The organism is Aggregatibacter segnis ATCC 33393 (assembly GCF_900476035.1).
Lineage (GTDB): Bacteria > Pseudomonadota > Gammaproteobacteria > Enterobacterales > Pasteurellaceae > Aggregatibacter > Aggregatibacter segnis.
Window position 1 is genome coordinate 126,862 of sequence record NZ_LS483443.1, and the last position, 13,757, is coordinate 140,618.

Here is a 13,757-nt window from a genome sequence, read left to right on the forward strand (position 1 = left end):
GCGCATTTTTCTTTTCATTAATGTGGATTATTTATACTCGACCACCACATCTGCTTCTGTAATGGCATCGCCATAAATAGGCTTTAAAGTTTTTTCGTAAGCTTGTTTTAACACGCCTTGTTTGCCCAAATTTTCAATTTCGGCATTTAACCAATTTAATAATTCAACATCCCCTTTTTTTACTGCCGGCGCAATAAAATCCTGATCACCTAAGTTTTTCACGCCTACCGTAAAGCCCGAATTTTCTTTCGCCCACGCAAACAATAATGTGTTGTCATGAGCAAGCGCATCGCCACGACCGTCACGTAAAGCTTCGAAGGTTTCGGTATTTTGCTCAAATTTCAACAGCTTGATGTCAGGATAATTTTTAGTGAAATAAGCGTCTGCGGTAGTGCCTTTATTGATTAATAAGGTTTTACCTTTTAATTGATTTACATCGGTAATCACTGCGCCATCTTTCGAGACCACACCTAATGCCACTTTCATGTAAGGTTTAGCAAAATCAACTACTTCTGCACGCGCTGGGGTGACCGTGAAATTAGCAAGAATAATATCCACTTTATTGGAAGTAAGATATTCCACGCGGTTGGCAGCTTCAACTAACACATATTCCGCTTTATTTTCATCGCCCAATAAATCTTTGGTGATGGCTTTGGCGATTTCCACGTCAAATCCTTGGCTTTTGCCTTGACTGTCCACATAGCCGAATGGCGGTTTGTCGCTAAAGACACCGACACGCACTTTGCCGGCTTGTTTGAGTTGCTCAATCGTTGACGAAGTCGCCAATTCCGTTTTGCCTTCTTTATCGTTGCAGGCAGTTAAGCCTATTGCCAATAATGCGGTGGCGAAAAGTGCGGTCACTTTTTTAAATGTTTTGTTCATAGTTAACTCCTCTTGGTTCGTAATTTAAAATGTTAAGAAAGGTTTTCGCACGGTCGGTTTGCGGGTTGGTGAAGAAATCCGATGGCACCGCCTGTTCAACGATTTGCCCTTTATCCATAAACACAATGCGGTTCGCCACTTGACGGGCAAAGGACATTTCATGGGTCACAATCAGCATCGTCATGCCGTCTTTCGCCAAGCCCAAAATCACATCCAGCACTTCGCGCACCATTTCCGGGTCAAGTGCGGCAGTGACTTCGTCAAACAGCATAATGTCAGGATTCATACACAAGGAACGGACGATGGCAATACGTTGTTTCTGTCCACCCGATAACTCGCGCGGATAGGCATTTTTACGTTCAAACAACCCGACCCGTTTCAACAACATATCGGCTTGAGCTTCCACTTCAGCACGTTGGCGCTTCTGCACTTTGAGTGGTCCGAGTAAAATATTGTCAATCACCGACATATGCGGAAATAATTCATAGCTTTGGAACACCATGCCAATGTGTTGTCGCGCCTTCACCCAAGGCAAATCTTTGCCCAATACGCCTTCATTTTGCAAAATTAATTGACCGCTCTTTATCTCCTCTAAGCCGTTAATACAACGTAAGAGCGTACTTTTACCGCAGCCGGATGGGCCTAAAATTACCACCACTTCGCCTTTTTCAACGGATAAATTAATTCCATTTAAGGCAAGGGTGTCGCCGTAATATTTCACTAAATCGTTAATTTCTAATAAGGGCATATACACCTTCTATTTTTCCCAATAGGTTTCTAAATAACGTGAAAATAAAGATAACGGATAGCAAATCACAAAATATAACAAGAAAATCACACCATAAATCCACAAGGCAGCGGAAGGTTCCGTAAACAGAGAGGTTTCAATAATCTGCTGCCCGACTTTAATCACTTCCAATACACCGATTAACATAGCAAGCGAGCTGGTTTTCACCATGCGTGTAAACAAGTTAATGGCGCTTGGTGTGACACGTTTTAAACTTTGTGGCAATAAAATATAACGAAACGTTTGTAATGGCGTTAAACCCAAGGCATAAGCTGATTCTGTCTGATGTTTTTCAATAGACGTCAAGGCACCACGCACTAAATCTCCCATTTCTGCGGTTCCCCAAAAAATGAAGACCCAAATACATACGGTAACGCCATCAATATGCGTATTGAACCATTTCGCCACGCCAAAATAGGTAATAAAAAGTAGGACCAACAAAGGAATAATGCGGACAAATTCCAAATAAAAACGGCAAACAGCACGAATCAGGCGATTTTTGCTTGTCATCAACAAGCCGAGAAGAATACCGAGAATGCAGGCGAAGAAAACGGAGACAAAGGCAATTTTTGCTGTTACCCAGAGACCACCCAACAACCGTTCAAAATTGCTCCCTTCAAATAACACATTAAGCCCCATATTTTGCTCTCCGTGTACGACGTTCCAAGTAAGTGATAAACAATGACACCGGCAATAAAATCAACAAATAAAACACCACTAATAAAAAGAGCGCTTCATTCGTTTTGTAATCCATACCGATAATCTCTTTTGCCATAAACATTAACTCCGCAATGGCAATCGCGCTGACCACCGAGGTTTCTTTCATTAAAAATTAAACTGTTAGCGCCAATGGCCGGCGTGGCGATAGCAAAGGCTTGAGGAAATAATACGTAACGAAAAGCCTGCACCGGGGTCAATCCTAAACTTAAAGCGGATTCCAACTGTCCACGCGAAATGGCTTCCAAGCCGCCTCGAATAGCTTCCGCCATATAACTGCCGCCTAAAAAAGCCAAACCGATGATGGCGCAAGTAAAGCCATCCAGTTTGAGCCCGACTTTAGATAAGCCAAAATACAAAAAGAAAACCTGAATTAATAAAGGTGTATTGCGGGAAAGTTCGATATAAAACTTCACCACAGAATTAAGCATCCTAATTTTATAAGTTGTAACTACTGCACAGAAGAAACCAACTAAAAGCGATAACACAATTGCCCAGAAAGAAAGTTCTAAAGTAATAAATGTTGCATCAACAAATCTAGGGGTGACATTCCAAATATATTGCCAGTTCATGACCATTCCCAAATACGTAAGCGTTTATGTGTTATAAAAATAAGATAATTTCAGAGGGAAAGATCGAATTTGTATATCTTATAACCTAAAGAAATTTACCCTTCTTTTTTATAGTATGAATCATGGTCCAAAGTGCGGTCGGTTTTTTCCATATTTTTCGGCTTTTATTTATATGTAATAACGAGATTGCAACATTAGAATAAGTTGACAGTCTACGCTTTGAAGATTAAAATCTGCGGTCTGTTCTTGTATGGACAGATTTGTAAAACAACATTCTTTAATGAATTTTTATTAAACTGGAGTTTTTTTAATGGCAACAATCAACCAGCTAGTACGCAAACCGCGTGTGAAAAAGGTTGTAAAAAGTAACGTTCCTGCATTAGAGGCTTGCCCGCAGAAACGTGGTGTATGCACCCGTGTGTACACAACTACACCTAAAAAACCGAACTCTGCATTACGTAAAGTATGCCGTATTCGTTTAACCAATGGTTTCGAAGTAACCTCATACATCGGCGGTGAAGGTCACAACCTTCAAGAGCACAGTGTTGTGCTTATCCGTGGCGGTCGTGTTAAAGACTTACCGGGTGTGCGTTATCACACCGTACGCGGCGCATTAGACTGCGCAGGCGTGAAAGATCGTAAACAAGGTCGTTCTAAATACGGCGTTAAACGTCCTAAAGCTTAATGGTTCTCCGTTAAGTAAGGCCAAACGCTAAATTAGTAAAACTTATTTAAATCGCAAACTCCAGTATCTAATTAGCCCCTTCAATAAAAGTGCGGTTAATTTTTATCGAGTTTTGGGATACCCTGAAGATTATAAAAACGGAGAAATTCGCAATGCCACGTCGTCGTAGTATTGAACAACGCAAGATTTTACCGGATCCGAAGTTCGGTTCAGAATTACTTGCTAAATTTATCAATGTCATCATGGTAGATGGTAAAAAATCTATCGCAGAATCTATCGTTTATAACGCGTTAGACACATTAGCTCAACGTACCGGTAAAGAAGCTTTAGAAGCTTTTGAAGCTGCGTTAGAGAACGTACGTCCAACTGTAGAAGTAAAATCCCGTCGTGTTGGTGGTTCTACTTACCAAGTTCCGGTTGAAGTTCGCCCTGTGCGTCGTAACGCATTAGGTATGCGTTGGATCGTTGAAGCCGCTCGTAAACGCGGTGACAAATCCATGGCTTTACGTTTAGCTAACGAATTATCTGATGCATCAGAAAACAAAGGTGCCGCAGTTAAGAAACGTGAAGACGTTCACCGTATGGCTGAAGCTAACAAAGCGTTTGCTCACTACCGTTGGTAACATTCGGTTAGCACTTACGTTTTTAGGCTTCATCTCATATTTTTATGCGATGAAGCCTCATTCATTTATAAAATTTCGTATTTAATTTTAAATAAGAAATCGTCAAGGAAATAATAATGGCTCGTACAACCCCTATTGAAAGATATCGTAACATTGGTATCAGTGCGCATATTGATGCGGGTAAAACTACTACCTCTGAGCGTATCTTGTTCTATACAGGTGTAAGTCACAAAATTGGTGAAGTACACGATGGTGCAGCAACCATGGACTGGATGGAACAAGAACAAGAACGTGGTATTACCATCACCTCTGCAGCAACTACCGCATTCTGGTCCGGTATGTCACAACAATTCCCACAACACCGTATTAACGTTATCGACACCCCGGGACACGTTGACTTTACTGTTGAAGTAGAACGTTCTATGCGTGTTCTTGATGGTGCAGTAATGGTTTACTGTGCAGTTGGTGGTGTTCAACCACAATCCGAAACTGTATGGCGTCAAGCGAACAAATATGAAGTTCCACGTATCGCATTTGTTAACAAAATGGACCGTACTGGTGCAAACTTCCTACGCGTAGTTGATCAATTAAAAACCCGCTTAGGTGCAAATGCAGTTCCTCTTCAACTACCTGTTGGTTCTGAAGAAAACTTTACCGGTGTTGTTGACTTAATCAAAATGAAAGCAATTAACTGGAACGATGCTGACCAAGGTATGACCTTCACTTATGAAGACATTCCTGCAGATATGCAAGCCGCTTGTGAAGAATGGCGTCAAAACCTTGTTGAAGCAGCTGCAGAAGCGTCTGAAGAGTTAATGGAAAAATACCTTGGCGGTGAAGAATTAACTGAAGAAGAAATCAAAGCCGGTCTTCGTCAGCGCGTGTTAGCAAATGAAATCATCTTGGTAACTTGTGGTTCTGCATTCAAAAACAAAGGTGTACAAGCAATGCTTGATGCGGTTGTTGAATACTTACCGGCACCAACAGATATTCCCGCGATCAAGGGTATCAATCCAGATGAAACTCAAGGTGAGCGTCATGCAAGCGATGAAGAGCCATTCTCTTCATTAGCGTTCAAAATTGCAACTGACCCATTTGTAGGTAACTTGACTTTCTTCCGTGTCTATTCCGGTGTAATTAACTCTGGTGATACCGTGTTGAACTCCGTACGTCAAAAACGTGAGCGTTTCGGTCGTATCGTTCAAATGCACGCAAATAAACGTGAAGAAATCAAAGAAGTTCGTGCGGGCGATATCGCTGCTGCTATCGGCTTAAAAGATGTGACAACAGGTGATACATTATGTGCTATTGAAGCGCCAATTATCCTTGAGCGTATGGAATTCCCAGAGCCGGTAATCTCTGTTGCAGTAGAACCAAAAACGAAAGCAGACCAAGAAAAAATGGGGCTTGCATTAGGTCGTCTTGCACAAGAAGACCCGTCCTTCCGTGTTCACACTGATGAAGAATCTGGCGAAACCATTATTTCCGGTATGGGTGAGTTACACTTGGATATCATCGTTGACCGTATGAAACGTGAATTCAAGGTAGAGGCTAACATTGGTAAACCACAAGTATCTTACCGTGAAACAATCCGTTCTCGTGTTAACGATGTGGAAGGTAAACACGCAAAACAATCTGGTGGTCGTGGTCAATACGGTCATGTTGTTATCGACTTGTACCCATTAGAGCCAGAAGGTCCAGGATATGAATTTGTTAACGAAATCAAAGGTGGTGTAATCCCTGGTGAATACATCCCAGCAGTTGACAAAGGTATTCAAGAGCAACTTAAATCCGGTCCATTAGCGGGTTACCCGGTAGTTGATATCGGTGTTCGTTTACACTTCGGTTCATACCATGATGTGGACTCCTCTGAATTGGCGTTTAAACTTGCAGCATCTTTAGCGTTTAAAGCAGCATTCGCAAAAGCAAACCCAGTTTTACTTGAGCCAATCATGAAAGTTGAAGTAGAAACTCCACCTGAGTATGTAGGTGACGTAATTGGTGACTTGAGCCGTCGTCGTGCGATGGTAAACGGTCAAGAAGCAAACGAATTCGTTGTTAAAATCGACGCTGAAGTTCCGCTTTCTGAAATGTTTGGTTATGCAACCGACTTACGTTCCCAAACTCAAGGTCGTGCTTCCTACTCAATGGAACCATTGAAATATGCTGAAGCTCCGAAAAACGTGGCTGAAGCAGTTATTGAAGCTCGTAAAAAATAATTTTGTTTAACTAAATCCACAAGCCATTCCGGTTTGTGGACTTATACATTGAGGAAACTTAATCGTGTCTAAAGAAAAATTTGAACGTACAAAACCGCACGTTAACGTGGGTACAATCGGCCACGTTGACCATGGTAAAACCACTTTAACTGCAGCTATCACAACCGTATTAGCAAAACACTACGGTGGTGCAGCTCGTGCATTCGACCAAATCGATAACGCGCCGGAAGAAAAAGCGCGTGGTATCACCATCAACACATCCCACGTTGAATACGACACACCAACACGTCACTACGCACACGTTGACTGTCCGGGACACGCCGACTATGTTAAAAACATGATTACCGGTGCGGCACAAATGGATGGTGCTATCTTAGTAGTAGCAGCAACTGATGGTCCTATGCCACAAACTCGTGAGCACATCTTATTAGGTCGCCAAGTAGGTGTTCCTTACATCATCGTATTCTTAAACAAATGCGACATGGTAGATGACGAAGAGTTATTAGAATTAGTTGAAATGGAAGTTCGTGAACTTCTTTCTCAATATGACTTCCCAGGTGATGATACTCCAATCATTCGTGGTTCTGCATTACAAGCGTTAAACGGCGTAGCAGAATGGGAAGAAAAAATCCTTGAATTAGCTCAAGCATTAGATACTTACATTCCTGAACCTGAGCGTGCAATCGACCAACCGTTCCTTCTTCCAATTGAAGACGTGTTCTCAATCTCTGGTCGTGGTACTGTAGTAACAGGTCGTGTAGAGCGTGGTATCATCCGTACCGGTGATGAAGTTGAAATCGTTGGTATCAAACCAACTGCGAAAACAACCGTAACCGGTGTTGAAATGTTCCGTAAATTACTTGACGAAGGTCGTGCAGGTGAAAACATCGGTGCATTATTACGTGGTACTAAACGTGAAGAAATCGAACGTGGTCAAGTATTAGCGAAACCGGGTTCAATCACTCCACACACTGACTTCGAATCTGAAGTGTACGTATTATCTAAAGAAGAAGGTGGTCGTCATACTCCATTCTTCAAAGGTTACCGTCCACAATTCTATTTCCGTACAACTGACGTAACCGGTACTATCGAGTTACCGGAAGGCGTGGAAATGGTTATGCCTGGCGATAACATCAAAATGACCGTATCCTTAATCCACCCAATCGCGATGGACCAAGGTTTACGTTTCGCTATCCGTGAAGGTGGCCGTACAGTAGGTGCTGGTGTGGTAGCTAAAATTATCAAATAATTGATAATAAACCTAATTAGAAAGGCGTATCGAATGGTACGCCTTTTTGTTTTCATCATGTTGATAAAACGAATCTGGTGAAAACACAATAAAAAATGACCGCACTTTAATGAAATAAAGTGCGGTCATTTTTTTAAATATTTTTAGTAAACTAGCATTTACTATTTCTTCCAATTCTTCAACGCATCCGCAAAGGCATTGCCCATCGCATTATTTACTCGTGGATTACTACGATCTTGGCGGGCATTATCTGAACGCGATTTTGCGGATAAAGTACGGTCAGATTTTCCGTCATTTTTCACCGCACTTTCATCTAAACGCATGGTTAATGCAATACGACGACGTGCCACATCCACTTCCAATACTTTCACTTTTACGACATCGCCGGTTTTCACCACTTGATGCGGATCTTCCACGAATTTATCACTGAGGGAAGAAATATGAACCAAGCCGTCTTGGTGTACACCAATATCCACAAAGGCACCGAAATTGGTCACGTTAGTTACCGTACCTTCTAAGATCATACCTGCTTTCAAATCTGTGATTTCTTCCACACCCTCAGCAAAGGTGGCAGTTTTAAATTCACCGCGCGGGTCGCGCCCCGGTTTTTCCAATTCTTTGAAAATATCTTGAACCGTCGGCAAACCAAATTGCTCATCGGTAAACTGTTTTGCATCAAGCTGGCGCACTAAACTGGCATTGCCCATTAAATCCAGAATCGATTGCTCTGTTGCTTGCAGGATTTTTTCCACCACAGGATAGGCTTCCGGATGTACGCCGGAGGCATCTAATGGATTGTTGCCTGCGGCGATACGCATAAACCCTGCGCATTGTTCAAAGGCTTTAGGGCCTAAACGCGGAACTTTTTTCAGTTGCTCACGGCTGTCAAAACGCCCGTTTTCATCACGGTATGTCACAATATTCTGCGCTATCGTTTTGGTCATCCCCGCCACACGGGCTAATAACGGTACAGAGGCGGTGTTGAGATCCACCCCGACTGCATTTACACAGTCTTCCACCACCGCATCTAGTTTACGCGCTAATTGGCTTTGATTCACGTCATGTTGATACTGCCCCACACCAATGGCTTTCGGCTCAATTTTCACCAATTCTGCCAACGGATCCTGCAAACGACGAGCGATTGACACGGCTCCACGCAAGGATACATCCAAATCCGGAAATTCCTGTGCTGCCAATTCGGAAGCGGAATAGACGGAAGCACCCGCTTCGCTCACCACCACTGTTTGTGGTTTATTTTCTTTAATTTCCTTGATCACATCTTTGGCGAAACGTTCAGTCTCACGAGAGGCTGTCCCATTTCCGATAGCAATCAATTCCACGTTGTGTTGTTTAATTAATTGGAAAATAGACAACATCGCACGCTCCATCTGCCCAGTGTGGGGATAAATGGTATCGGTTGCCAATAACTTACCAGTGTTATCCACCACAGCCACTTTCACGCCGGTACGTAGCCCCGGGTCTAACCCCATCGTGTTCTTGGCGCCTGCCGGTGCAGCCATTAAAAGTGCGGTCAGATTTCGTGCAAACACATCAATAGCTTCATCTTCCGCTTTCTCACGCAAGGTTGCCATAAGTTCCGTTTCCAAATGCAAGGCCACTTTAATTTTCCATGTCCAAGCAATCACTTGCTCACGCCATTTATCGGCAGGTTGGTCATTAAAACGAACACCTAAATAATCACGAATAATCTCTTCGCAATAACTCTGGCGACTCCCCTCTTCCGCTTCAGGATCCGCATTTAAACTTAATTGTAAAATGCCTTCATTACGGCCACGGAACATCGCCAAAGCACGATGAGACGGCACATTTTTAAGCAGCTCTTGGTGATCAAAATAATCTTGGAATTTCGCACCTTCCGCCTCTTTACCCTCAATCACTTTAGAAACAATCAGCGCATTTTTGCTTAAATAATCACGCACTTTCGCCAATAATCCAGCATCTTCGGCAAAACGTTCCATCAAAATATAACGAGCTCCGTCTAATGCAGCCTTAACATCTGGTACGCCTTTCTCTGCATTTACATAATCAAGCGCGGTGCTTTCCGGCGATGTTTTTGGCTCATTCCAAAGCAAATCCGCCAATGGCTCAAGCCCCGCCTCAATGGCAATTTGACCTTTCGTACGGCGTTTGGGTTTAAACGGTAAATACAAATCTTCCAACTCGGTTTTGCTTTGCGTAGCTTGGATTTTGTCACGCAATTCATCCGTTAATTTGCCTTGTTCTTCAATGGATTTCAGAATAGTTTGGCGACGGTCTTCCAATTCGCGTAAATAAATTAAGCGGGTTTCAAAATGACGCAATTGGGTGTCGTCTAGGCCGCCGGTGGCTTCTTTACGATAACGGGCAATAAAAGGAATCGTGTTTCCATCGTCTAATAATTGAATGGCGGCAAGAATTTGACTATCGCGTACATTTAACTCTTGCGCGATAAGTTGGCTAATTTGCTGGTTTAACATGATATGTACTTCTTAATAATGAAAAAACGGGCATAGCATACTGTTTTTGCGCAAGAGGCTCAAATGTTTGTTCCTTTTTCGGTATAATTTTACGGCAATTGAGGACAGGATGATGGCAAAGTCAAATTACATTACCCGACAAGGCTGGAATGTGTTGGATCGGGAATTAAAATTTTTATGGAAAGAAGAACGCCCGCAAGTCACACAGGCGGTATCTGATGCTGCCGCATTGGGCGATCGCAGTGAAAACGCGGAATATATTTACGGTAAACGCCGATTACGGGAAATTGATCGCCGTGTACGCTTTCTCACTAAACGGCTGGAAGTACTACAAATCGTGGATTATTCCCCGAAGCAAGAAGGAAAAGTGTTTTTCGGTGCGTGGGTGGAGCTAGAAAACGAAGATGGCGAAGTTAAACAATATCGTATTGTGGGCTGTGATGAATTTGATCCGGCGAAAAACTGGATTTCCATTGATTCACCGGTAGCTCGCGCCTTAATTGGTAAAGAAGAAGACGATGAAATTACCGTAGAAACGCCTTCCGGTAAGATTCAGCTCTATGTGAACCGTATTTGGTATGAAAAGGTTTAGTTAAGGTAAAGTGCGGTCAGAAAATTCAGTGAATTTTCTGCGCACATTAACTCAAACTTAAATAACGACGGATTTTTCTGAGAAGTAAGAAAATCCAAGGCCAAAGTACACCACTGGCTAACGCCCCGAAAATTTCTTGCCAGTTAAAATTGGCGCTATGCAAAACAAATTCAATCAAGAAAATACTGACTCGAATAGCAAAAACGAAGCCCACCAGCAACAAACTTTGCATCCATAAGGAAAGGTTGCGCAACCGTAAATGATGTCGAGTAATGAGATACGCGAATAAGGACATCACTAAGGCATGCACACCAAGTGTTGAGCCAAGCACCATATCCCAGATAATACCGATAATAAACGCCCACCCAATATTGACTTTATGCGGAATTGACAACGCCCAATAGGCAAACACCAAAACAATCCATGCCGGTTTAAAACTCTGGAAACCAGATGGCCATGGCGCCAATTCCATCACTAAAGCAATCGTAAAAATTGCCGTCAGCACAAGACATTGAAAGAAAAATCGACCTTGCATTAATCTTCCTCTCTGTGAGATTGATTTGGTAACGGTGGATGATTCATCTCATTTTGCGAATCCGTTGGTGCTTCTGCCGGCATGTATTCAGTTGGTAATGGCGAAGTCATATTATTGCTCGGGTCATTCTCTACCGGGACAACGGTTTTCTTCACTTTATTGGCTTCGGCCCCTTGATTATCAAGACGTTGTTGAACCACCTTACGCACTTCTTCCGGCGTAATGGTTTTCGCTTTACGCATATCTTCATTCGTTGGCCACAATAAAAGCACATAACGCAATTTATCAATAGAAGCCAAGGGTTTTGCCGTTACTGTCGCAAAATAATTTTTTCCATTTCTGGAAACTGATTCCACGATCGCCACCGGATAGCCTTCCAAGAAACGCCCGCCTAAACCCGATGTGACTAATAAATCGCCTTTTTGAATATCAACGGAACGCGGCACATTATCTAACGTCAATTCATCACTATGTCCTGTTCCGTTAGCGATCAAACGTACGTCATTACGCAATACTTGAACCGGAACGGCATGCGTCACATCCGTAATCAACAAAATACGGCTGGTGTTTTCCCCCACTGAAATAATTTGTCCAACGACGCCTTTCTCATCAATCACCGGCTGACCGACATAAGCCCCGTCTTTTTCACCTTGATTGATCACGATTTGTTGACGATAAACATCTGTTTCGGCAGTCAATACTTCTGCAATTTTTTTGTATTCGTCGGTTCGTAATGGTGAATTTAGTAATAAACGTAAACGTTGGTTTTCAACTCTTAACTGATCAAGCAACAGTAAATCGGCATTTTTTTCACGCAATTGCTCTTTTAACACGCGATTTTCAATTTGCAGTTTATTGGTATCCACCAAATTATCAGAAACACCATCTAACACCGCACGAGGTGTATTTGCTAAATAATAGAGACTACCGACCGCTGTTTCTAGAAAGCCGCGGGCTTGAATTATCGCATTCGTTTGTCCGTCAGATAGGATTAAACCGACAGAAGCGGTAACAGCTAAAAAGAGTTTCAATCCTAAGGGAGGGGTCTTACCGAAGATAGGTTTCATTGTCGTCAATTCCGACTAAATAAAAGTGCGGTCATTTTTAACCGCACTTTTTCTTGTTCATCAAGCTTAAATTTCGTCGCTGAAAATATCGCCGCCGTGCATATCAATCATATCCAAGGCCTCACCGCCGCCACGAGCAACACAAGTAAGCGGATCTTCTGCCACAATCGTCGGCACGCCGGATTCTTTCGCTAACAATATATCAATATTGCGTAACAAAGCACCACCACCGGTCAACACCATGCCGCGCTCGAAAATATCGGCAGCATGTTCCGGTTGGCATTCTTCTAATGCAGTACGTACTGCCGCGACAATGCCACTCAATGGTTGGCGAATCGCCTCTAAAACATCTTGAGAGGTTAAGGTAATGGAACGTGGTGCACCTTCTGCAATATTGGAACAATGCACTTCCATTTGTTTGACTTCATCGCCTTCTTGAATGTACGCAATACCAATTTCTTGTTTAATACGTTCAGCGGTTGGTTCACCAATAATGGAACCAAAGTTTTTACGCACATAAGACACGATAGCTTCATCAAAACTGTCACCACCAATGCGCACAGAAGAAGAATAAACGATGCCGTTTAAAGAAATTACTGCAACTTCTGTCGTACCACCACCGATATCAATGACCATGGAACCTGTTGCAGTCGAAACCGGTAACTTCGCCCCAATAGCTGCTGCCATTGGTTCTTCGATTAAATACACTTCGCGAGCACCAGCCCCCATGGCAGATTCTTTAATCGCACGACGTTCTACTTGAGTTGCACCTGCCGGCACACAAATCAACACACGCGGACTTGGACGCATGAAGTTGCCGCTGTGAACCTGTTTAATAAAGTACTGCAACATTTTTTCGGTCACGAAAAAGTCTGCAATCACGCCATCTTTCATCGGACGGATAGCTTCGATACTTTTCGGTGTACGCCCTAACATTTGTTTCGCTTCTTTACCTACCGCAGCAATGCTTTTTAATGAGCCGCTACGATCGCGACGAATCGCTACGACGGAAGGCTCATCAAGAACAATACCCTGTCCTTTCACATAAATTAATGTATTTGCTGTACCAAGATCGATTGAAAGATCGTTAGAAAATAAACCGCGAATTTTTTTAAATAACATACGTATTCCACTGAACTAAATTGAATAAAACAAGCTCATTTTCGAGCGTTAAAAAATTGCGCTAAATGTACCAAAAAATGCGCGCCTATAACAGAAAATTTTATGTTTCAGCGGCAAAAAATTACAATTTAACGATGAGCTTGATGCTTTTCCACAAGCTACCGAACCGCAATTTCCCTTGCTTTAGACAAAACAGCGTGTAAACTGACCGCACTTTATTTGATGAAAAG

The 13,757-nt window shown here is 42.7% G+C and carries 12 protein-coding genes and 1 pseudogene; 5 read left to right on the top strand and 8 right to left on the bottom strand.

Annotation, left to right across the window (positions count from 1 at the left end):
• Nucleotides 1-27: 27 nt before the first annotated feature.
• From DQN58_RS00655 to DQN58_RS00670, 4 genes and pseudogenes are all read right to left on the bottom strand, one after another.
• Nucleotides 28-882, bottom strand: a complete 855-nt coding sequence (locus DQN58_RS00655) for a cysteine ABC transporter substrate-binding protein (RefSeq protein ID WP_006719329.1) — start codon at nt 880-882, stop codon at nt 28-30.
• Nucleotides 866-1,630 carry an amino acid ABC transporter ATP-binding protein gene (locus DQN58_RS00660; protein ID WP_006719330.1) on the bottom strand — a complete coding sequence of 255 codons (765 nt, stop codon included), beginning with the start codon at nt 1,628-1,630 and terminating at the stop codon, nt 866-868. The genes DQN58_RS00655 and DQN58_RS00660 overlap by 17 nt, the downstream gene beginning before the upstream one ends.
• 9 nt (nt 1,631-1,639) lie before the next feature.
• On the bottom strand, nt 1,640-2,308 hold the full coding sequence (locus DQN58_RS00665) for an amino acid ABC transporter permease (RefSeq protein WP_006719332.1): 669 nt from the start codon (nt 2,306-2,308) through the stop codon (nt 1,640-1,642).
• A pseudogene (locus tag DQN58_RS00670) lies at nt 2,298-2,958 on the bottom strand (amino acid ABC transporter permease). The gene DQN58_RS00665 and the pseudogene DQN58_RS00670 overlap by 11 nt, the downstream one beginning before the upstream one ends.
• Before the next feature lie 310 nt (nt 2,959-3,268).
• Here DQN58_RS00670 and rpsL point away from each other — a divergent pair.
• From rpsL to tuf, 4 genes are all read left to right on the top strand, one after another.
• Entirely contained in the window at nt 3,269-3,643 is a 375-nt protein-coding gene (gene rpsL, locus DQN58_RS00675; RefSeq protein ID WP_005543325.1) for a 30S ribosomal protein S12, read from the top strand.
• A 152-nt stretch (nt 3,644-3,795) separates the two neighbouring features.
• Nucleotides 3,796-4,266: a 30S ribosomal protein S7 gene (rpsG, locus tag DQN58_RS00680; RefSeq protein WP_005555497.1), complete on the top strand. Its 471-nt coding sequence runs from the start codon at nt 3,796-3,798 to the stop codon at nt 4,264-4,266.
• Nucleotides 4,267-4,382: 116 nt separating this feature from the next.
• Nucleotides 4,383-6,485 carry an elongation factor G gene (gene fusA, locus DQN58_RS00685; RefSeq protein ID WP_006719340.1) on the top strand — a complete coding sequence of 701 codons (2,103 nt, stop codon included), beginning with the start codon at nt 4,383-4,385 and terminating at the stop codon, nt 6,483-6,485.
• A 64-nt stretch (nt 6,486-6,549) separates the two neighbouring features.
• The gene (tuf, locus tag DQN58_RS00690; RefSeq protein ID WP_109092123.1) at nt 6,550-7,734 is read left to right on the top strand and encodes an elongation factor Tu; all 1,185 of its coding nucleotides are present in this window, start codon (nt 6,550-6,552) and stop codon (nt 7,732-7,734) included.
• 161 nt (nt 7,735-7,895) lie between these two features.
• Here the strand turns inward: tuf and DQN58_RS00695 are convergent, their stop codons facing one another.
• The gene (locus tag DQN58_RS00695; RefSeq protein WP_006719345.1) at nt 7,896-10,211 is read right to left on the bottom strand and encodes a Tex family protein; all 2,316 of its coding nucleotides are present in this window, start codon (nt 10,209-10,211) and stop codon (nt 7,896-7,898) included.
• 112 nt (nt 10,212-10,323) lie between these two features.
• On the opposite strand from DQN58_RS00695, the gene greB reads away from it, so the two are divergent.
• The gene (gene greB / locus DQN58_RS00700) at nt 10,324-10,803 is read left to right on the top strand and encodes a transcription elongation factor GreB (protein ID WP_032997984.1); all 480 of its coding nucleotides are present in this window, start codon (nt 10,324-10,326) and stop codon (nt 10,801-10,803) included.
• A gap of 46 nt (nt 10,804-10,849) precedes the next feature.
• Here greB and mreD read toward each other — a convergent pair whose 3' ends face one another.
• From mreD to DQN58_RS00715, 3 genes are all read right to left on the bottom strand, one after another.
• A complete protein-coding gene (mreD, locus tag DQN58_RS00705; RefSeq protein ID WP_006719349.1) occupies nt 10,850-11,338 on the bottom strand; it encodes a rod shape-determining protein MreD in 489 nt (162 codons plus the stop codon).
• On the bottom strand, nt 11,338-12,405 hold the full coding sequence (mreC, locus tag DQN58_RS00710; RefSeq protein ID WP_006719351.1) for a rod shape-determining protein MreC: 1,068 nt from the start codon (nt 12,403-12,405) through the stop codon (nt 11,338-11,340). Before mreC ends, mreD begins: the two co-directional genes overlap by 1 nt.
• Nucleotides 12,406-12,471: 66 nt before the next feature.
• Nucleotides 12,472-13,527, bottom strand: coding sequence for a rod shape-determining protein (locus DQN58_RS00715; protein WP_006719353.1), 1,056 nt, complete (start codon nt 13,525-13,527; stop codon nt 12,472-12,474).
• Between the last annotated feature and the right edge of the window lie 230 nt (nt 13,528-13,757).